Here is a 19034-nt window from a genome sequence, read left to right on the forward strand (position 1 = left end):
TCCTGGGTCTGGATCGTCGGCGTCTCGGAAGACGCCTCCTCCGATCATGGCTGCGGTGCGGCACCCGAGGGTGCCGCACCGCATCACGATTCCGTATCGGAGGGCAGGGTCCGCTTGGGTCAGGCCACGGCGCTCGTGTCGAGCGGCGGCTCGGTCGCCGCGACGACCTCGTCGACGGTCACGCCGGGCGCGACCTCCACGAGCTTCAGGCCGTCGGGCGTGACGTCGATCACGGCGAGGTCGGTGATGATGCGGTCAACGACGCCCTTGCCGGTGAGCGGCAGCGAGCACTCGTCCACGATCTTGGGCGAGCCGTCCTTCGCGACGTGCTCCATCAGCACGATCTTGCGGCGGGCGCCGTGCACGAGGTCCATCGCGCCGCCGGGGCCCTTCACCATCTTGCCGGGGATCATCCAGTTCGCCAGGTCGCCCGCGGCCGACACCTGCATCGCGCCGAGGATCGCGGCGTCGATCTTGCCGCCGCGGATCATGCCGAAGCTCGTGGCCGAGTCGAAGTAGGCGGCGCCGGGCAGCACGGTGACCGTCTCCTTGCCCGCGTTGATGAGGTCGGGATCGACCTCGTCCTCGGTCGGGTACGGGCCGACGCCGAGGATGCCGTTCTCGGACTGGAGCAGGATCGTGACGCCCTCGGGCACGTAGTTCGGCACGAGCGTGGGCAGTCCAATGCCGAGGTTGACGTAGGAGCCGTCGTGGAGCTCGCGCGCGGCGCGCGCGGCCATCTCGAATCGCGTCAGCGCCATCTCAGTTCTCCCTCACGGTGCGGCGCTCGATGCGCTTCTCGATGTCGGTGCCGACGACCACGACGCGGTCGACGTAGATGCCGGGCAGGTGGATCGTGTCGGGGTCGAGCTCACCGGGCTCGACGAGCTCCTCGACCTGGGCGATGCAGACCGCGCCCGCCATCGCCGCGAGCGGCGAGAAGTTGCGCGCCGACTTCTCGAACACGAGGTTGCCGAACCGGTCGCCGCGCAGCGCGTGCACGAGCGCGAAGTCGGTCGTGATTGCCTCCTCGAGGACGAAGTCCTGCTGCTCGCCGCGCACCGTGAACGACTGCACGGGCTTCACGGGGCTCGCGATCGCGATCGACCCGTCGGCGTGGTAGCGCCGCGGCAGCCCGCCCTCGGCGACCTGCGTGCCCACGCCCGTCTGCGTGAAGAACGCGGCGATCCCGCTGCCGCCCGCGCGCAGCTTCTCGGCGAGCGTGCCCTGCGGCGTCAGCTCGAGCTCGAGCTCGCCCGAAAGGTACTGCCGCTCGAACTCCTTGTTCTCGCCGACGTACGACGAGGTCATCTTCGCGATGCGCTGCTGTGCGAGCAGCACGCCGAGCCCCCAGTCGTCGACGCCGCAGTTGTTCGACACGACCGAGAGCCGGTCGACGCCGGACTCCAACAGCGCCTGGATGAGCACCATCGGGATGCCGCAGAGGCCGAACCCGCCGACGGCGAGGCTCGAGCCCGAGGGGATGTCGGCGACCGCCTCTTGAGCGGACCCGACGACTTTGTCGAGTGTCACGATGCACCTTCCTGAGCTTCCGCGGCCCCGGGTCGGGCGCGGGTTGCAGTGATCACGCTACCGGCGTCGGCGGGCGACCCGGGCATCCGGCCGCGACCGAGGCGGCGGGCGGCATCCGGCCGGCTCATCGCGCACTCCATCCGCCGTCCATGGTGTAGCTCGCGCCCGTGACCATGCCCGCCTCGTCGCCGGCGAGCCAGAGTGCGAGGCCCGCCACCTCGGCGGGTTCGACGAGGCGCTTGACGGCCGGCTCGGTGAGCATGACCTTCGGCAGCACCTCGGCCTCGCTGATGCCGTGCAGCCGCGCCTGGTCGGCGATCTGCTTCTCGACGAGCGGCGTGCGCACGTAGCCCGGGTTGATGCAGTTCGACGTCACGCCGTGGGCGCCGCCCTCGAGCGCGGTGACCTTCGACAGGCCCTCGAGCCCGTGCTTGGCGGCGACGTAGGCCGACTTGAACGGCGAGGCCTGCAGGCCGTGCACGCTCGACACGTTGACGATGCGGCCGAACCCGCGCTCGTACATGGCCGGTAGCGCCGCCCTGATGAGGAGGAACGGCGCCTCGAGCATGACCCGGAGGATCAGTGCGAACCGCTCGGGCTCGAACGCCTCGATCGGACGAACGTGCTGCAGGCCGGCGTTGTTCACGAGCACGTCGACGTCGAGCGAGAGGTCGGCGAGCGCCGCGGTGTCGGCGAGGTCGACGGGCCACGCCTCGCCGCCGATGGCGTCGGCGACCTCGGATGCCGCGCTGGCGTCGATGTCCGCCACGACGACCCGCGCACCACGCGCCGCGAACGCCTCGGCGCACGCACGCCCGATGCCGCTCGCCCCGCCGGTGACCAGCACCCGGCGCCCGTCGAATCCCGTCATTCGGCGACTCCTCCACCTCGTCGTGCGGCGCGGCGGCAGGGCCGGCCGGAACCGAGTCTGCACTGCGCACGAACGCACCGACAATGCTGAGAACTGCAGCCTCGACGTGCACAAATGCACAGCCCGCGCGTCTCCCTCGGCGGCGTTTCCCCAGTCGGGCCGACATAGACTGCCAACGGGGCGATCCCCCCATCGAGACGAAGGAGTCCACCACCGATGAGCATCCCCGACGTCGTCATCATCGCCGGAGCCCGCACGCCGTTCGCCCGCATCAACGGCAACCTGGCGGGCCAGACCGCGGTGCAGCTCGGCACCGTCGCGATCCGCGGCGCACTCGAGAAGGCGGGGGTTTCCCCCGACGACGTCGACGCCGTGATCATGGGCCAGGTGCTCCAGGCCGGCGCTGGCCAGAACCCCGCGAAGCAGTCGGCGGTCGCCGCCGGAATCCCGTGGCGCGTGCCCGCCACGACGGTCAACAAGGTCTGCCTGTCTGGCCTTGTCGCGATCACGGATGCCGCGCGCCTGATCCGCCTCGGCGAGGCATCCGTCGTCGTGGCCGGCGGCCAGGAGTCGATGACCAAGGCTCCGCTGCTGCTTCCCGGATCCCGCAAGGGCTGGGCGTACGGCACCGTCGAGATGCTCGACCACGCGGCGAACGACGGCCTCACCGACGCGTTCGACCACGACTCCATGGGTGCGTCGACCGAGCGCTTCAACGCGCGCTACGGCCTCACGCGCGAGGAGCAGGACGAGCTCGCGTCCGAGTCGCACCGACGCGCCGGCGCCGCGCAGGCCGGCGGCGTGTTCGACGACGAGATCGTGTCGGTCGAGGTGCCGCAGCGCAAGGGCGACCCCGTCGTGGTCGCTGCCGACGAGGGCGTGCGTCCCGACTCGACCGCGGAGGTGCTCGCGAAGCTCCGTCCGGCGTTCGCGGCCGACGGCGCCATCACGGCCGGCAACTCGTCGCCGCTCTCCGACGGCGCGGCCGCGGTCGTCGTGGCCAGCCGCGAGTGGGCGGAGTCGCGCGGACTCCCGTGGCTCGCACTCGTGGGCGCGGCCGGCCAGGTCGCCGGCCCCGACAACTCGCTGCACTCGCAGCCGTCGAACGCGATCGCCGCGGCGCTCGAGAAGGAGGGCGTCTCGGCGGCCGACCTCGACCTCGTCGAGATCAACGAGGCGTTCGCCGCCGTGTCGCTGCAGTCGATGCGCGACCTCGACCTCGACCCTGCAAAGGTCAACATGCACGGCGGCGCGATCGCCGTCGGACACCCCATCGGCGCTTCCGGCGCACGCCTCGCGCTGCACGCGGCGCTCGAGCTCTCCCGTCGGGGCGGCGGCCGCGCCGCGGTCGCGCTGTGCGGCGGCGGCGGCCAGGGCGAGGCGCTCATCCTGTCGCGCTGAACCTCGCGCTGAAGCGGGCCCGCTGAACCGGGCCCGCTTCGCCGTGCGCTGCTCGGGTACGGCCGCGCCCGCGCATGACAGACGGACGTCGGCCCACCGGCTCCGTCCGTCACGCTCCGCGCGCGGGCGCGACGACGCCTGTGGCAGCATGATGCGACGGGCGCCGCCAGTGCGCCCCGAGAGGGCCCCACCATGAGCGAGCAGCACACGCAGGACGGGCACGCGGCAGCATCCGCCCGCCCGCCCCTCGACCACCGGCTGCGGCGCATGGTCGGCCGCGACCCCGACGAGCCGCACCGGGCGTCGACGCCGCTCGAGCTGCTCTTCGACCTCACGTTCGTGGTCGCGTTCAGCCAGGCCGGCGCGCAGACCGCGCACCTGCTCGAGCTCGGCCACTGGGGGCCGGCGATCGGCGGCTTCCTGTTCGCGGTCTTCGCGATCTGGTGGGCCTGGATCAACTACTCGTGGCTCGCCTCGGCGTACGACAACGACGACATCTTCTTCCGCGTGGCCACCATGGTGGAGATGCTCGGCGTGCTGGTGCTCGCGCTCGGCCTGCCCGCGCTGTTCCACTCGCTCGACGAGGGCGAGCACGTCGACAACGGCGTGGTGGTCGCGGGCTACGTGGTGATGCGCATCGCGACCATCGCGATCTGGCTGCGCGCGGCGAAGCACGACCCGGCCCGGCGGCGCACCGCGCTCACCTACGTCGGCTTCGTGTCCGTGATCCAGCTCGGCTGGATCGTGCTCATCTTCGTCAACCTCCCGGTGGCGCCCACGATCGGCTTCACGCTGCTGCTCATCATCGCGGAGCTCGTCGGGCCGTACGTCGCCGAGCACGGCCGGGAGGGCGGCACGCCGTGGCACGCCCACCACATCGCGGAGCGCTACGGCCTGCTCGTCATCATCACGCTCGGCGAGATCATCCTCGGCACGATCCTCGCCATCTCGGCCGTCATCGACGAGCAGGACTGGTCACCCGAGGCCGTCGCCGTCGCGTTCGGCGGCACGGCGCTCGCGTTCGGGCTGTGGTGGGTGTACTTCACGATGCCGTCGGGCAAGGTGCTCGCCCGCTTCCGGGAGCGCGGCTTCGTGTGGGGCTACCTCCACTACCTCATCTTCGTCGCGCTGGCGGGCACCGGCGCAGGCCTGCACGTCGCGGCCTACGAGATCGAGGGCGTCGCGCACATCGGCCTCGTGCAGGCGATCCTCACCGTGGTCGTGCCCGTCGGGCTGTTCATGGTCGCGCTCTTCACGATCTACTCGCTGCTCCTGAAGCAGTTCGACCCGTTCCACGTCTGGCTGTTCGTCGGCAGCATCGTCATGCTCGCGCTCGCGGTCGTCGCGGTCGCGGCCGGCGCCAGCTTCGGCGTGGGCATCCTCATCACGGCCGTGTCGCCGTTCGTCGTCGTGGTCGGCTTCGAGACCGTCGGCCACCGGCACCAGGCGGCGGCGCTGCAGCGGGCGCTCGGCGACTGAGGCGGATGCCGCGGCATCCGTGACACGACGCATCGAACGGTCGCGGATGCAGGGTGCGACCCGGCATTCGAGCCGTCTCGACGCACCAGAAGGGGGCGGATGTCGCGGCATCCGCCCCCTCGCGTCGGTCGGACGGTCGGCCGGCTACGCGTTCGGCCGGTTCGCGCGCAGCACCTCGAGGCGCGCGCGGTATTCGGTCTCGTCGATGTCGCCCTTGGCGAAGCGCTCGGCGAGCGTCGACTCGGCGCTCGCGCCGCGCGCCCACGGGGGGCCGTAGTCGCCGTTCGCCCAGGCGCGGCGACGGCCGCGGGTGACGAGGAAGATGACCAGCCCGATGATGAGGATCCAGAAGATCGGGATGAAGAAGAAGGCCCAGCCCCAACCGGCCATCCAGGGGCCGGCGTGGGCGACGACCGCGGTGGTCGCGAGCGTGGTGAGCATGGTGTCATTCCCTTGTTCGTGCGGCCCGGTGCGGACCGTCGATTCCATGCTCGCGATGACGGTGCGCCGGCGAATCCGCCCGGTGGTGACACCTGCGCTGCTCCCCCGGGAGCAGTTCAGTGCTGCGCGTTACTGCTGCCAGCCGGGCGCGACGAGGCCCGACTCGTAGGCGACCACCACGAGGTGCACCCGATCGCGGGCGTGCAGCTTCGCCATGATGCGCGACACGTGCGTCTTCGCCGTGAGCGGCGACAGGAACAACCGCTCGGCGATCTCGTCGTTCGTGAGGCCCTGTCCGACCAGGCGCAGCACCTCGCGCTCGCGTTCGGTGAGCGCGGCGAGGCGCTCGGCGTCGGGCGCGTCGCGCAGGCCGACCGCCATGCGCTCGAGCAGCCGCTTCGTGATCCCGGGCGAGAGCAGCGCCTCGCCGCTCGCGACGACGCGCACGGCACGCACGAGGTCCTCGGGCTCCGTGTCCTTCACGAGGAACCCGCTCGCGCCCGCTCGGATCGCCCGCGCGACGTACTCGTCGAGCTCGAACGTGGTGACGATGACGACGTGCACCCCCGCGAGCGCGGGGTCGGCGGCGATCTGCTCGGTCGCCCACAGCCCGTCGCCGTCGGGCATGCGGATGTCCATGAGCACCACGTCGACCGGCTCGCGGCGCACGAGCGCGATGAGCTCCTCGCCGCCCGACGCCTCGCCGACGACCTCGATCCCGTCCTCGGCCTGCAGCAGCGCCCGGAAGCCCGCACGCACGAGCACCTGGTCGTCGGCCAGCGCGACGCGGATCACGACGTCGCCCCCCACGGCAGCCGCGCCGTGACGCGCGTGCCGCCGCGCGGCGAGGGACCGACCTCGACCGAGCCGCCGAGGAGCGCGGCGCGCTCGCGCATGCCGAGGATGCCGCTGCCCTCGGCCGCGCCGTCGACACCCTGGCCGCCCATGCCCGAGCCGTCGTCGTCGATCGTGACCATGAGCTCGTCGCCGAGCCGCTCCACCGCGACGACGGCCGAGGTGGCGCCCGCGTGCCGGACGACGTTCGTGAGCGCCTCCTGCGCGATGCGGTAGGCGGCGAACTGGGCCGCGCGGCCCGGCACGGCGCCGTCGAGCCGATCGACGAACTCGGCCTCGAATCCCGGCGAGCGCACGCCGGCCACGAGCCGGGGAAGCTCGGCGAGCTCCGCCTGCGGTGCGAGCGGCGCGTCGCCCTCGTTGCGGATGACGCCGAGCACGCTGCGCACCTCCTCGAGGGCGGTCTTCGACGTCTCCTTCACGGCCGCGAGCGCGGTGCGCGCCTGCTCGGGGTCGCGGTCCATGAGGTGCAGGCCGACGCTGGCCTGCACGTTGATCTGCGAGAGCGCATGGCCGATCACGTCGTGCAGCTCACGGGCGATGCGCACGCGCTCCCGCTCCTCGGCGGTCTGCCGGCGCCGCGCGGCCTCGGCGCGCCACTCCGCCGCGCGATCGCGGCGCACGCGCAGGAAGGCGCCGATCCCGAAGCAGCCCGCCAGCAGCACGGTCGTGATGGCGATCCGGAACGGATGCCAGTGCAGGCCGATCACCGCGCCGAGCGCGATCGCCGCCACCCACGCGACGACGACCGACACGACCGCCCAGGCCACGGCGCCACGCACCACCGCGAGGACTATCGCGAAGGCGAGGGCGATGTACGGGGGTCCGATGTCGGGGCCGGTGAGCAGGTCGGCGAGCGCGGCGGCCGAGACGACCGCGACCGTGGGCCCCGGGTACCGCCGCGAGCCGAGGAGCGCGAGCGGGCCGATCACGGCGAGCGCCAGCATGCCGAGCCCCTCGGGCCAGCCGACGTCGAACCACGCCGCGATGCCGATCGCGGCGGGGACCTGCACGAGGAGGCTGAGGATGACCGGCACGAGCAGCACGACGCCCGGCGGGGGGCGGAAGCGCTCGGGTCGTCCGTCCCAGGGGGGCCGTCCGTCCCACTGGGTGACCGGCATTCCCCGATCGTATCGCCGTGCCCGTCGCGACGGATCGGCTGTCCGGAGGCTCACGGGGTACTCCCGAGGGAGTAGGCGCGGCATCCGCTCACCGCTCCGTGCTGCGACGCGCTCAGAGCAGTGTCACCGGCTTCACGATGTCGGCGTAGATGAGCAGCGCGCTCATCGCCCCGAGCACGACCACCACGCCGAACGTGAGCGGCATGAGCTTCGCGAGGTCGACGGGTCCGGGGTCGGGCCGGCGGAAGAGCTTCGCGAACCCGCGGCGGATCGCCTCCCAGACTGCGCCCGCGATGTGGCCGCCGTCGAGCGGGAGCAGCGGGATGAGGTTGAAGACGAACAGCGCGATGTTCAGCGACGCCAGGATGCCGAGGAGGCCCGCGGCCTTCGACGCGAGCGGGATCTCGTCGAGGCTCGCGATCTCGCCGGCGACGCGGCCGACGCCCACCACCGAGATGGGGCCGTTCGGATCGCGCTCCTCGGTGCCGAACGCGGCGTTCCAGACGTCGACCATGCGCTGCGGCAGGTTGACGATGATCCCGGCGACGCCGGTGATCTGCTCGCCGACCGCGGGCAGCACGGCCGTCACGGGCTGCTGCACCGTCTCGCTGGCCGGGCTGATGCCGACGAAGCCCGCCTGCACCGTGACCGGGTCGCCCGAGGCATCCGTCACGACCTGGCCCTTCGCGTCGGTCGCGTACCGCTCGCTGAGCATCGGGGTGACCTCGAGGGTGACCTGCTTCCCGTCGCGCACGACGACGAGCTCGATCGGCTCCTCGGCGTGGTCGCGGATGATCGCGGTCGACTCGTTCCACGACGTGATCTTCTGGCCGTCGACCGACACGATGCGGTCACCGGGCTCGATGCCCGCGGCCGCTCCGGGCGCGGCCGGGTCGCCGGCCTCGCAGGTCTGCCGTTCGCTCGTGGCGGGCAGCGCGCACGCCGAGACCGAGCCGACCGTGGTCGAGGGCTGCGTGACGCCGAAGCCCATGAGCAGGACAGCGAACAGCGCGACCGCGAGCACGAGGTTCATGAACGGGCCGCCGAACATGACGACGACGCGCTTCCACACGGGGAGCCGGTAGAACGCGCGCTCCTCGTCGCCGGGCGTGATCGACTCCATGCTGGAGTCGCGTGCGTCCTGCACCAGACCGCGGAAGAAGCCCGTGGAGTCCTCGTGCACCTGCTGGCCCTTGGCTGGCGGGAACATGCCGATCATCGCGATGTAGCCGCCGAGCGGGATGGCCTTCACGCCGTACTCGGTCTCGCCCTTGCGTCGCGACCAGACGGTCGGCCCGAAGCCGATCATGTACTGCGTGACCTTGACGCCGAAGAGCTTGGCGGGCACGAGGTGCCCGATCTCGTGCAGGCCGATCGAGACGGCGAGGCCGATCACGATGATGACGACGCCGATCACGAAGGGCAGCACGGATTCCACCCGACGAGCGTACTGCCGGTGCCTTCGCGTCCGCTGGCGGTCGGCTGTGAGCGCCCCGGTGGTCGAGGAGCGCCCGGCGCAGCGCGGCGCTACTCGATCACCGGTGGCCTGAACGCTCGATCCGGTCGTTCGCCGCCCGGCGGGCGGCTCGCTCGGCCTCCCCGAGCGACGCGACGGTGACCTCGCCCGTGGGCGCCTCGTGCGCCTCGACCACGGCGCGCACGGTGTCGACGATGTCGAGGAAGCCGATGCGGCCCGCGTGGAAGGCCGCCACGGCCTCCTCGTTCGCCGCGTTGAACACGGCCGGGTACTCGCCGCCCGCGCGTCCCACCTGCTTCGCCAGCGCGACCGCGGGGAACGCGCCCGCGTCGAGCGGCTCGAACGTCCAGCTCGTCGCCTGCGTCCAGTCGAGCGGACGCCCGACCGCGGCGACCCGGTTCGGCCAGTCGAGCCCGAGCGAGATCGGCAGGCGCATGTCGGGCGGCGAGGCCTGCGCGATCGTCGATCCATCGACGAACTCGACCATCGAGTGCACGATCGACTGCGGGTGCACGACGACGTCGATGCGGTCGTACGCCACGTCGAAGAGCAGGTGCGCCTCGATGACCTCGAGGCCCTTGTTCACGAGCGTCGCGGAGTTCGTCGTGACGACGAGGCCCATGTCCCAGGTCGGGTGCGCGAGCGCCTCGGTCGGGGTGACGTCGACGAGCTCCTCGCGGGTGCGGCCCCGGAACGGCCCGCCCGACGCGGTCAGCACGAGCCGGCGCACCTCGTCGTCGGTGCCCGAGCGGAGCGCCTGCGCGATGGCGGAGTGCTCCGAGTCGACCGGCACGATCTGGCCGGGCGCCGCGAGCCGCGTCACGAGGTCGCCGCCGACGATGAGCGACTCCTTGTTCGCGAGGGCGAGCGTGGCGCCGCGCTCGAGCGTCGCGAGCGTCGGCCCGAGCCCGACGGAGCCCGTGATGCCGTTGAGCACGACGTCGGCGTCGACGTCGCGCACGAGCTGCACGGCCTCGTCGATGCCCACCGCGGTCTGCTCGACGCCGAACTCGGCGGCCTGCTGCTCGAGCAGCGCGCGATTGGAGCCGACCGCGAGGCCGACGACCTCGAAACGCCGCGGGTTGGCGCGGATGACGTCGAGCGCCTGGGTGCCGATCGAACCGGATGAGCCGAGGATGATGACGCTGCGCACGGTCCCACCCTACGGCGGCGCCGTCGACTCGTGCCGAACGCGCCTCAGCCGATGACGGCGACGGATGCCGCGCGGTTGCCCGGCACCGCGATGTCGTGGAAGCGCACCTGCTGCCAGACCGACCCGAACTCGGGCACGCTCCGCACGATGCGCCCGGCGCCCCCGTCGTCGCCCGGGATGGACAGGGCGAGTCGCGACGGCTCGATGAAGTCGGTGTGGCCGACCGCCCGCAGGAGCGCGGTCTTGCGCGCCCAGAGAGTCGCCCGCACGAGGGCGCGACGAGCGGGGTCGAGCTCGGCGAGCGCGGCCCGCTCGCTCGCGTGGAACGCCGCCTCGTCGATCACCTCGCCCGAGTCGAGCGTCGCCGTCTCCATGCCGACCCCGAGCGGATGCCGCGTCGCCACCGCCGCGACGGTCGCGTCGCCCGACACCGCGATGTCCGCGAACCACGAGGCGCCGGAGGCCGTGAGCGGGTACGGGATGCCGACGCGCCCGTGCCGCGCGCCGCAGACGCCGCACGCGTGCACGAGCTCGACGTCGTCGGCCGGCACGCCCGACACCTCCGCGATGAGGCCGCGGAGCACTGCGTCGGCCGCGGGCTGGCGTCGGGCGCCGCCGAGCACGAGCACACGCGCGCCCGCCTCCTCGAGCTCGATGAGCTCGCCGTCGCCCGCGATGTCCATGCCCACCATCCTCGCGCATGACGCCCCGATCCGGGCCGCGCCGGCGTCGTCCTGGCCGCCGCGGCCGCACTTCGGCCCGTCGTCCATATGCCCGGCCCGGAATGCCCGTGGGCCTATCGTCGGATGGTGACCGAGATCGAGGCCGTCGCCGTCCCGCACTCCCCCGTGCGCCAGGGGCCGCTCTACCGCATCGTCCGCGGCATCCTCCGCCCCCTCGTGCGCCTGGTCTACCGGCCCACGATCACCGGCGCCGAGCACGTGCCGAAGCACGGTCCTGTCATCCTCGCGAGCAACCACCTCTCGTTCGTCGACAGCATCGTGATCCCGCTCGCGTCGCCGCGACCAGTGCAGTTCCTGGCGAAGTCGCACTACTTCACCGGCACCGGGTTCTCGGGCTGGGTGTCGCGCACGTTCTTCTCCGCCATCGGCGCGGTCCCCGTCGAGCGCGGCGCGGGCGCGCAGGCGCAGGAGGCGCTCGAGCAGGGCCGGCGCATCCTGGAGTCGGACGCCGCATTCGCGCTCTACCCCGAGGGCACGCGCTCGCTCGACGGACGCCTCTACCGCGGCCGCACGGGGGTCGCATGGCTCGCGCTCGAGACGGGCGCGACCGTGGTGCCCGTCGGCCTCACGGGAACGCAGGAGATCCAGCCGGTCGGGGCGAAGCTCCCCCGCATCCGGCCCGTCACCGTGCGCTTCGGCGCGCCCCTCGACCTGAGCGGCCACGGCCCGGCGTCGTCGGGTCGCGCCCGGCGCGCCGCGACCGACGACATCATGGCCGCGATCCACGAGCTCACCGGCCAGGAGCTCGCCGGGCGCTACAACGAGGTCCCACCCACGGGCACGCTCGCGAAGCTCGCCGACCGCGTTGCGCCGCGCGAGCGGGTCTGACGGTATTCCCAGCGGAGACCGGGCGCGGCCCGGTATCGTCGGCACGATGAGCCTCGCCGACGTCGCCGCCCGCCTCGCCGCGGTCGCCCTCGTCGTCGTGTCGTTGGCAGCCTGCACCGCTCCCGCCGACGGTGGCGCGCCCGCCGCCTCCCTCTCCACGCGGGCGACGCTGCCCGAGCCGCCGGCCTCGGAGTTCGACCCCGGCTACATCGTCAGCGACGACTCGTTCTACGACAGCGACGCCATGACCGAGGATGAGATCCAGGCGTTCCTCGAGAAGGTCCCGTGCCGCCCCGACGCGGGCGTGAAGTGCCTCGCCGACTACACCCAGTCGACGACGACCCAGCCGACGGTCGGCGGCGCGCACTGCGCGGAGTACCGCGGCGGCATCCGCGAGCGCGCCAGCCGCATCATCGCGAAGACGGCCGAGGCCTGCGGCATCAGCCCGCGCACGCTGCTCGTGCTCCTGCAGAAGGAGCAGTCCCTGCTCACGCGCCCGAGCGCCTACGGCTACGAGCGGGCGACGGGCTACGGATGCCCCGACACGGCCGACTGCGAGCAGAAGTACTTCGGCTTCTTCAACCAGGTCTACAACGCGGCCTGGCAGTTCCGTCAGTACACCGAGGAGCCCGACCGGCAGTACAGGATCGGCACGGTGAACGTCGGGTACCACCCCGACGCCGCGTGCGGCGCGTCCCCCGTGGACATCCGCAACCAGGCCACCGCGAACCTGTACAACTACACGCCCTACCAGCCGAGCGCCGCCACCCTGGCCGATCCCGACCGGGGCGATGCCTGCTCGGCGTTCGGCAACCTCAACTTCTGGCGGATCTGGCACCGCTGGTTCGGCGACCCCGAGTCCGAGCGGCTCCCCGCGTTCTTCCCGCCCTGCTCGCGGCTCGTCGGCGGGCATCCGTGCCCGCCGTCGGAACCGCAGCTGCCGTCGCCGCCGCTGAGCTAGTCGCCGCCGGGCGCCGCCGGCTCAGCTCGCGACGACCACCGTGGGCTCGTGGCGCACCGGGAACGCGACGGATGCCGCGATGAAGCACTTCTCGCCGGCCTCCCCGTGGATCCGCCTCGCCGTGTCGACCATCGACTCGTCGGCCACGACGACGCGGGGTCGCAGCACGACCTCGCTGAACGCGCCGCCGCCGCGTCCGTCCTCGAGCATGGTGCCCGTCGGGGCATCCGTGTAGCCGTGCACCACCACGCCGTGACGGGTCGCCACGTGCAGGTACGAGAGCATGTGGCACTGGCTGAGCGCCGCGATCAGCAGCTCCTCGGGATTCCACCGCTCGCGGTCGCCGTGGAAGACCCGGTCGCTCGAGCCCGCGAGGTCGTGCAGCTTCCCCTCGGCCCGCACCACGTGCTGTCGCCCGTAGGCGCGGTAGTTCGAAGTGCCCTCGCCCCGATCGCCCTGCCACTCGACCTCGACCGCGTAGTGGTGCTCGCCGAACATCCGGGCCTCCTGTCGCTGCGACCCGTCGGGCGCGGGTCGCGACTCCGATTCTGCACCCTCGGAGGCTCGGGCGGCCACGCGCGACCCTCGGGCGGCCACGCGCGACCCTCAGGCGGCCGCGCGCGACGGCGATATGGTGGGAGCACCATGACTGACACCAACATCCCCGCAGAGACCGCGACCGCGCCGGTGTACTCCGTGCCGCAGGAGCGTCAGATCGTGACCGCCGTGCCCGGTCCGAAGTCCGAGGAACTGCACGCGCGACGCATGAAGGTCGTCTCGGCCGGCGTCTCCTCGGCCCTGCCGGTGTACATCGAGCGCGCCAACGGGGCGATCCTCGTCGACGTCGACGGCAACCGGTTCATCGACTTCGGGGCCGGCATCGGCGTGACCACCGTCGGCCACACCGAGGAGCGCGTCGTCGCGGCGGCCGCGAGCCAGCTGCAGGACGTCATCCACACCCTCTTCACCATCACGCCCTACGAGGAGTACGTGCGCGTCGCAGAGCTCCTCGCGAAGCACACGCCGGGCGGCTGGGAGAAGCGCACCGTGCTCGTGAACTCGGGCGCGGAGGCGGTCGAGAACGGCGTGAAGATCGCGCGCAAGTACACGGGTCGCCGTGCCGTCGCGGTGCTCGACCACGCGTACCACGGCCGCACCAACCTCACGATGGCCATGAACTACAAGGCGAGCCCCTACGGCACCGGGTTCGGCCCCTTCGCGGGCGACGTGTACCACGCGCCCAGCTCCTACCCCTACCGCGACGGCCTCTCGGGCCAGGATGCCGCGGCACGCACGATCGCGTACCTCGAGAAGGCCGTGGGCGCCAGCGACCTCGCCTGCCTCGTAGTCGAGCCCATCCAGGGCGAGGGCGGCTTCATGGTGCCCGCCGAGGGCTACCTGCCGATCCTGCAGCAGTGGTGCACCGAGCACGGCGTCGTCATGATCGCCGACGAGATCCAGAGCGGCATGGCGCGAACCGGCCGCTACTTCGCGAGCGAGCACTTCGAGTGGACGCCCGACCTCGTGCTCTCGGCGAAGGGCATCGCGGGCGGCCTGCCGCTCGCCGCCGTCACCGGCCGTGCCGAGATCATGGACTCGTCGCAGCCCGGCGGCCTCGGCGGCACGTTCGGCGGCAACCCCGTGGCGTGCGCCGCGGCGATCGCGGTGTTCGAGTCGATCGACGAGAACCACCTGCTCGCCGAGGCCGAGCGCATCGAGCAGACGCTCCGCGCCGGCCTCCAGCGCCTCAAGCAGCGCTACGACATCATCGGCGACATCCGCGGCCGTGGCGCCATGATCGCGATCGAGCTCGTGCAGCCCGGCACCGGCGCCACCACGAAGGTGCCGAACGCCGAGGCCGTGTCGCGCCTCGTCGCGTTCGCGGCGCAGCACGGTGTCCTGTTCCTGAGCGCCGGCACCTGGGGCAACGTGCTCCGGTTCCTGCCGAGCCTCGCGGTCAGCGACGCCCTGCTCGACGACGGACTCCGCGTGCTCGACGACGGCTTCGCGTCGCTCGGGTGACCCGGTGACCGGCACCTTCACCGTCAACGACGCCCTCGAACTCGCCGTGGTCGAGCGAAGCGGTTTCATCGAGTCCCGTCACGCCGGCTCCGCCGTCGTGCTCTCCCCCGAGGGCGAGGTGCTGCGCGACCTCGGTGACACGCGCACGCCGATCTTCCCCCGGTCCAGCCTCAAGCCGTTCCAGGCGGTCGCCGTCATGACGTCGGGCGTCACGCTCCGCGGCGAGGACGCGGCGATCGCGACGGCGAGCCACTCCGGCACCGCCGCGCACGTCGCGCTCGTGCGCGGGCTCCTCGCCCGCACATCGCTGCCCGTGTCGGCGCTCGGCTGCCCGCCGGCGACGCCGACCGATCACGCGGCGCGCGACGAGCTCATCCGCAGCGGCGCTCCGCGCGAGCGGGTCTACATGAACTGCTCGGGCAAGCACGCCGCCATGCTGCTCGCCTGCGCCGCGAACGAGTGGCCGCTCGACGGCTACCTCGACCCCGAGCACCCGCTGCAGAAGCGGATCCTCGACGTGCTCGAGCGCTTCACCGGCGAGCGGCCGGCGGCCACCGGCGTCGACGGCTGCGGCGCGCCCGTGCACGCGATCAGCCTGCACGCGCTCGCGCGCGGCATCCAGAAGATCACGACCGCCTCGCCGTCCTCGCCGTTCGCGCTCTACCGCGAGGCGGCGGCGCTCACCGAGGCGTCCCGCGAGCACGCGTGGGCCGTCGGCGGGCCCGGCCAGCCCGACACCGTCGCGATGGAGCGCCTCGGCGTGTTCGCGAAGGTCGGCGCCGAGGGCGTCATGGTCATGACCGCGCCGAACGGCACGACGACCGCACTCAAGGTGCTCGACGGCTCCTCGCGCGCCTCGACCATCATCGCGCTGCGGCTGCTCGCCGCCGCGGGAGCCGTCGAGGACGACGCGGTCGACGCCGTGCAGACCGAGCTCGACCTGTGGGTCATGGGCGGCGAGCGCCGGGTCGGGCGCATCCGCGCGACCGTCTGACGCTTCCGCCTTCGACGCAGACGAACGGATGCCGCGGCGGGATCGCTCCTGCCGAGGCATCCGTCGCCTGCGACCCGGGCGCGAGCCCGGATCCGGAGCCGGCGGTTCGGGTTTCCGCCGGCTCCCGTCTCATCCGAGCTTGGCCAGGCGCCGCACCCTCGCCGCGCGGGAGACCTGCGCGGCGACCACGATCACGAGCGCGATGATGAACACCGCGGAGGCGATGACGTTCGCCTCGGCCGGGATGCCGCGCGACGCCGAGATGTAGATGTACTTCGGGAACGTCGACACCGAGCCGGAGTTGAAGTTGGTGATGATGAAGTCGTCGAAGCTCAGCGCGAACGACAGCAGCGCGGCCGCGAGGATGCCGGGCAGCAGCAGCGGGAACGTCACCCGCCAGAACACCTGCGACGGCGACCCGTAGAGGTCGCGGCCCGCCTCCTCGAGCGCGGGGTCGAGGCTCGCGACGCGCGCCTTGACCGTGACCACGACGAAGCTGATGCAGAACATCGTGTGCGCCAGGATGATCGTCAGCATGTCCTTCGGGACGCCGACCGCGAGGAACTGCGCGGCCAGGCCCGCGCCGAGCACGACCTCGGGGGTCGCCATCGGCAGGAACAGCAGCAGGCTGATCGCCGAGCGCGCGCGGAACCGGTAGCGCACGAGCGCGATCGCGATCATCGTGCCGAGCGTCGTCGCGATGACCGTCGCCACGAGGCCGATGACGATGCTGTTGCCGAACGCCTGGCAGACCGCGCCGCCCTCGACGTTGCAGACGTTGAGCCACTTGTCGAGCGTGAACCCGCGCCAGGAGATGTTCGACTTGATCGAGTCGTTGAACGAGAACACGAACGTGTAGACGATCGGGATCAGCAGGAACACGAACGCGATGATCGTGTACGCCGGGAGGAGCCAGTCGCCGAGGCCGAGCCGACGCGGCCGGGCAGGACCCGCCTGACGGCGGTTGTCGAGCTCCTCGTTCTCCTGGAAGCCGCCGAGCACGGCGGCGGCCTGGACTTCGCCGCTCACAGCAGGTCCTCCGTTCCCGAGCGCCTCACGTAGATGCCGACGAGCACGAGGATCGCGGCCATGAGGATGATCGACAGCGCGGCGGCCGCCGGGTAGTTGAGCAGCACGAGGAAGTTCGCCTCGATCACGTTGCCCATCATCTGGGTGTCTGGGCCGCCGAGGAAGTCGCGGCTCGCGTTCACGTAGTCGCCCGCGGCGGGGATGAAGGTGAGCAGCGTTCCGGCCACGATGCCCGGCATCGAGAGCGGGATCGTGATCTTGCGGAACACCGTGAACGGGTTCGCGTACAGGTCGGAACCCGCCTCGAGGTACCGCAGGTCGAGGCGCTCGAGCGTCGTGTAGAGCGGGAGCGTCATGAACGGGATGAAGTTGTAGGTGAGGCCGAAGATCACCGCGAACGGCGTGCCCGTGAAGTGCGCGTCGGGTGCGAGCAGCGACAGCGCCTTCAGCGACGTGATGATGAACGACTCGTCCGACAGCAGCTGCTTCCACGCGAGCGTGCGGAGCAGGAAGCTGATGAAGAACGGGGCGATCACGAGCACGAGCATCAGGCTCTGGAGCAGCGGCCAGCGCCGCGCCTTGACGCCGATGAAGTACGCGAGCGGGTAGCTGAACAGCAGCGCCAGCACGGTGGCCACGAGCGCGTAGCCGAACGAGCGGAGGATGTGCGGCCAGTACAGCTGCACCACGTCGACGTAGTTCTGCCAGTTGAACGCGTAGTCGTACTGGCCGATGTCGCCGAACTCGCTCGGCACCTGCAGCGACGTGAGCGTCAGCGAGATGAGCGGGGTCAGGAAGAAGAGGACGAGGTAGAGGATGCCGGGCAGGAGCAGGAAGAGCGCGATGCGGCTCTTCCGCTTCGGTGCCTGTGGCTGCGCCTCCGTCGTCGCGAACGCTGCGAAGGCCATCGTCAGTGCTCCTCGAGCTCCGAGACCAGTGCCTCGCGTCGCTGCACGGCGATCGAAGTGGTCGAGTCGTCGGCGGGGAAGCGCCCGGTCTCGGCCGGCTCGTCGGCGAGGCCGAAGCCGTGCGTGACGTCCCAACTCAGCCACACCTCGGTGCCGAGGCCGGCGACCGGGGCGAAGCCGATGTTCTGCGCGAATACGAGCAGCGTGCCGAGGGCCCCGAGGTCGACGAGGTACTGGGTGCTCACACCCGAGAACGACACGTCGATGACGCGGCCCGAGCCGATGGTGTTGCGGTCGGCGGTCTCGGTGGGCTCCTCGGTGTGGAGGACGACCTTCTCGGGCCGCACGCCGACGGTGACCTCGCCCTGGTGCTTCTGGGCACGCGCGGCCGGCACGACGATGCGCGTCCCGGCTGCGTCGACCGTGATCGCGTCGGCGGTCGTGCTGACGACCTCGCCCGTGAAGAGGTTGGACTGGCCGAGGAAGTTCGCGACGAAGGAGGTGCGCGGCAGGTCGTACAACTCCTCGGGCGCGCCCATCTGCTCGATCGCGCCCTTGTTCATGACGGCCACGGTGTCGGCCATGGTCATGGCCTCCTCCTGGTCGTGGGTCACGTGGAGGAAGGTGAGGCCGACCTCCTCCTGGATCGTCTTCAGCTCGAGCTGCATCTGGCGGCGGAGCTTCAGGTCGAGCGCGCCGAGCGGCTCGTCGAGGAGGAGGAGGGCCGGGCGGTTCACGATCGCGCGGGCGAGGGCCACGCGCTGCTGCTGTCCGCCCGAGAGCTGCTGCGGCCGGCGCTGGGCGAGGTGGTCGAGCTCGACGAGGCGCAGCGCCTCGTGCGCCTTGCCCATCGGGTCGGCCATGCGGCGGCGCTTCAGGCCGAACGCGACGTTCTCGATGATCGTCATGTGCGGGAACAGCGCGTAGCTCTGGAACACCGTGTTGACCGGACGCTCATGCGACTTCGTGTCGGTGACGTCCTTGCCGCCGATGAGGATGCGACCGCGGGTCGGCTCCTCGAGTCCGGCGACGAGTCGGAGGGTGGTCGTCTTGCCGCAGCCCGACGGGCCGAGGAGGGCGAAGAACGAACCGGCCGGGATCAGGAGGTCGAGCTCCTCGATCGCCGTGAAGCCGGGGAACCGCTTCTGGATGCCGACGAGCTCGAGGTCGGCGCCCCGCTCGGCGAATTCGCGAACAGCCATGTCGTCGTTTCCGCTC

General features: G+C 71.8%; 19 protein-coding genes. 6 read left to right on the forward strand and 13 right to left on the reverse strand.

The genetic code is table 11. From position 1 onward, the window contains the following. Positions 1 to 119: 119 nt before the first annotated feature. From ACFVN5_RS18500 to ACFVN5_RS18510, 3 genes are all read right to left on the reverse strand, one after another. Positions 120 to 761, reverse strand: a complete 642-nt coding sequence (locus ACFVN5_RS18500) for a CoA transferase subunit B (RefSeq protein ID WP_376957131.1) — start codon at positions 759 to 761, stop codon at positions 120 to 122. Between the two features lies 1 nt (position 762). After that, positions 763 to 1533 (reverse strand): CoA transferase subunit A, encoded by a 771-nt coding sequence (locus ACFVN5_RS18505; RefSeq protein WP_376957134.1) that lies wholly within the window; start codon positions 1531 to 1533, stop codon positions 763 to 765. 124 nt (positions 1534 to 1657) lie between these two features. Next, the gene (locus tag ACFVN5_RS18510) at positions 1658 to 2404 is read right to left on the reverse strand and encodes a 3-hydroxybutyrate dehydrogenase (protein WP_376957137.1); all 747 of its coding nucleotides are present in this window, start codon (positions 2402 to 2404) and stop codon (positions 1658 to 1660) included. 216 nt (positions 2405 to 2620) lie between these two features. Here ACFVN5_RS18510 and ACFVN5_RS18515 point away from each other — a divergent pair, with 216 nt between their 5' ends. Then, entirely contained in the window at positions 2621 to 3805 is a 1185-nt protein-coding gene (locus ACFVN5_RS18515; protein WP_376957140.1) for an acetyl-CoA C-acetyltransferase, read from the forward strand. A 192-nt stretch (positions 3806 to 3997) separates the two neighbouring features. After that, positions 3998 to 5284, forward strand: a complete 1287-nt coding sequence (locus tag ACFVN5_RS18520) for a low temperature requirement protein A (RefSeq protein ID WP_376957143.1) — start codon at positions 3998 to 4000, stop codon at positions 5282 to 5284. Positions 5285 to 5428: 144 nt separating this feature from the next. Here ACFVN5_RS18520 and ACFVN5_RS18525 read toward each other — a convergent pair whose 3' ends face one another. From ACFVN5_RS18525 to ACFVN5_RS18550, 6 genes are all read right to left on the reverse strand, one after another. Further along, positions 5429 to 5725 (reverse strand): SHOCT domain-containing protein, encoded by a 297-nt coding sequence (locus tag ACFVN5_RS18525; RefSeq protein WP_376957146.1) that lies wholly within the window; start codon positions 5723 to 5725, stop codon positions 5429 to 5431. Between the two features lie 129 nt (positions 5726 to 5854). Continuing rightward, positions 5855 to 6520 (reverse strand): response regulator, encoded by a 666-nt coding sequence (locus ACFVN5_RS18530; RefSeq protein WP_376957265.1) that lies wholly within the window; start codon positions 6518 to 6520, stop codon positions 5855 to 5857. Beyond that, the gene (locus tag ACFVN5_RS18535; RefSeq protein ID WP_376957149.1) at positions 6517 to 7701 is read right to left on the reverse strand and encodes a sensor histidine kinase; all 1185 of its coding nucleotides are present in this window, start codon (positions 7699 to 7701) and stop codon (positions 6517 to 6519) included. Before ACFVN5_RS18535 ends, ACFVN5_RS18530 begins: the two co-directional genes overlap by 4 nt. Positions 7702 to 7813: 112 nt before the next feature. Then, a complete protein-coding gene (locus ACFVN5_RS18540) occupies positions 7814 to 9139 on the reverse strand; it encodes a M50 family metallopeptidase (RefSeq protein ID WP_376957152.1) in 1326 nt (441 codons plus the stop codon). Positions 9140 to 9236: 97 nt separating this feature from the next. Next, positions 9237 to 10331: a 1-deoxy-D-xylulose-5-phosphate reductoisomerase gene (dxr, locus tag ACFVN5_RS18545; protein WP_376957155.1), complete on the reverse strand. Its 1095-nt coding sequence runs from the start codon at positions 10329 to 10331 to the stop codon at positions 9237 to 9239. A gap of 44 nt (positions 10332 to 10375) precedes the next feature. After that, on the reverse strand, positions 10376 to 11014 hold the full coding sequence (locus ACFVN5_RS18550) for a 4'-phosphopantetheinyl transferase family protein (protein WP_376957158.1): 639 nt from the start codon (positions 11012 to 11014) through the stop codon (positions 10376 to 10378). A gap of 123 nt (positions 11015 to 11137) precedes the next feature. On the opposite strand from ACFVN5_RS18550, the gene ACFVN5_RS18555 reads away from it, so the two are divergent. Beyond that, on the forward strand, positions 11138 to 11902 hold the full coding sequence (locus ACFVN5_RS18555) for a lysophospholipid acyltransferase family protein (protein ID WP_376957161.1): 765 nt from the start codon (positions 11138 to 11140) through the stop codon (positions 11900 to 11902). Between the two features lie 46 nt (positions 11903 to 11948). Further along, on the forward strand, positions 11949 to 12863 hold the full coding sequence (locus ACFVN5_RS18560) for a hypothetical protein (RefSeq protein ID WP_376957163.1): 915 nt from the start codon (positions 11949 to 11951) through the stop codon (positions 12861 to 12863). A 21-nt stretch (positions 12864 to 12884) separates the two neighbouring features. Here ACFVN5_RS18560 and ACFVN5_RS18565 read toward each other — a convergent pair whose 3' ends face one another. Beyond that, a complete protein-coding gene (locus tag ACFVN5_RS18565; RefSeq protein WP_376957267.1) occupies positions 12885 to 13361 on the reverse strand; it encodes an OsmC family protein in 477 nt (158 codons plus the stop codon). 147 nt (positions 13362 to 13508) lie between these two features. Between ACFVN5_RS18565 and gabT the strand changes: the two genes are divergently transcribed. Together gabT and ACFVN5_RS18575 are read left to right on the forward strand one after the other, a co-directional pair. Further along, positions 13509 to 14885 carry a 4-aminobutyrate--2-oxoglutarate transaminase gene (gabT, locus tag ACFVN5_RS18570; RefSeq protein WP_376957166.1) on the forward strand — a complete coding sequence of 459 codons (1377 nt, stop codon included), beginning with the start codon at positions 13509 to 13511 and terminating at the stop codon, positions 14883 to 14885. A 4-nt stretch (positions 14886 to 14889) separates the two neighbouring features. Beyond that, positions 14890 to 15879 carry an asparaginase gene (locus tag ACFVN5_RS18575; RefSeq protein WP_376957169.1) on the forward strand — a complete coding sequence of 330 codons (990 nt, stop codon included), beginning with the start codon at positions 14890 to 14892 and terminating at the stop codon, positions 15877 to 15879. A 129-nt stretch (positions 15880 to 16008) separates the two neighbouring features. Here ACFVN5_RS18575 and ACFVN5_RS18580 read toward each other — a convergent pair whose 3' ends face one another. From ACFVN5_RS18580 to ACFVN5_RS18590, 3 genes are all read right to left on the reverse strand, one after another. After that, a complete protein-coding gene (locus ACFVN5_RS18580) occupies positions 16009 to 16773 on the reverse strand; it encodes an ABC transporter permease (protein ID WP_376957269.1) in 765 nt (254 codons plus the stop codon). 131 nt (positions 16774 to 16904) lie between these two features. Beyond that, positions 16905 to 17816 carry an ABC transporter permease gene (locus tag ACFVN5_RS18585; protein ID WP_376957171.1) on the reverse strand — a complete coding sequence of 304 codons (912 nt, stop codon included), beginning with the start codon at positions 17814 to 17816 and terminating at the stop codon, positions 16905 to 16907. A gap of 2 nt (positions 17817 to 17818) precedes the next feature. After that, positions 17819 to 19018 carry an ABC transporter ATP-binding protein gene (locus ACFVN5_RS18590; protein WP_376957174.1) on the reverse strand — a complete coding sequence of 400 codons (1200 nt, stop codon included), beginning with the start codon at positions 19016 to 19018 and terminating at the stop codon, positions 17819 to 17821. Between the last annotated feature and the right edge of the window lie 16 nt (positions 19019 to 19034).

It is taken from the genome of Agromyces sp. NPDC057865 (assembly GCF_042796995.1).
Lineage (GTDB): Bacteria > Actinomycetota > Actinomycetes > Actinomycetales > Microbacteriaceae > Agromyces.

Bases quoted from the DNA above. Each gene is read 5' to 3' on its own strand.
- ACFVN5_RS18515 (WP_376957140.1), top strand. From the start codon at position 2,621: ATGAGCATCCCCGACGTCGTCATCATCGCCGGAGCCCGCACGCCGTTC.
- ACFVN5_RS18525 (WP_376957146.1), bottom strand. From the start codon at position 5,725: ATGCTCACCACGCTCGCGACCACCGCGGTCGTCGCCCACGCCGGCCCC.
- ACFVN5_RS18500 (WP_376957131.1), bottom strand. From the start codon at position 761: ATGGCGCTGACGCGATTCGAGATGGCCGCGCGCGCCGCGCGCGAGCTC.
- ACFVN5_RS18565 (WP_376957267.1), bottom strand. From the start codon at position 13,361: ATGTTCGGCGAGCACCACTACGCGGTCGAGGTCGAGTGGCAGGGCGAT.
- gabT (WP_376957166.1), top strand. From the start codon at position 13,509: ATGACTGACACCAACATCCCCGCAGAGACCGCGACCGCGCCGGTGTAC.
- ACFVN5_RS18510 (WP_376957137.1), bottom strand. From the start codon at position 2,404: ATGACGGGATTCGACGGGCGCCGGGTGCTGGTCACCGGCGGGGCGAGC.
- ACFVN5_RS18535 (WP_376957149.1), bottom strand. From the start codon at position 7,701: ATGCCGGTCACCCAGTGGGACGGACGGCCCCCCTGGGACGGACGACCC.
- ACFVN5_RS18560 (WP_376957163.1), top strand. From the start codon at position 11,949: ATGAGCCTCGCCGACGTCGCCGCCCGCCTCGCCGCGGTCGCCCTCGTC.
- ACFVN5_RS18590 (WP_376957174.1), bottom strand. From the start codon at position 19,018: ATGGCTGTTCGCGAATTCGCCGAGCGGGGCGCCGACCTCGAGCTCGTC.
- ACFVN5_RS18520 (WP_376957143.1), top strand. From the start codon at position 3,998: ATGAGCGAGCAGCACACGCAGGACGGGCACGCGGCAGCATCCGCCCGC.
- ACFVN5_RS18555 (WP_376957161.1), top strand. From the start codon at position 11,138: ATGGTGACCGAGATCGAGGCCGTCGCCGTCCCGCACTCCCCCGTGCGC.
- ACFVN5_RS18550 (WP_376957158.1), bottom strand. From the start codon at position 11,014: ATGGACATCGCGGGCGACGGCGAGCTCATCGAGCTCGAGGAGGCGGGC.
- ACFVN5_RS18585 (WP_376957171.1), bottom strand. From the start codon at position 17,816: ATGGCCTTCGCAGCGTTCGCGACGACGGAGGCGCAGCCACAGGCACCG.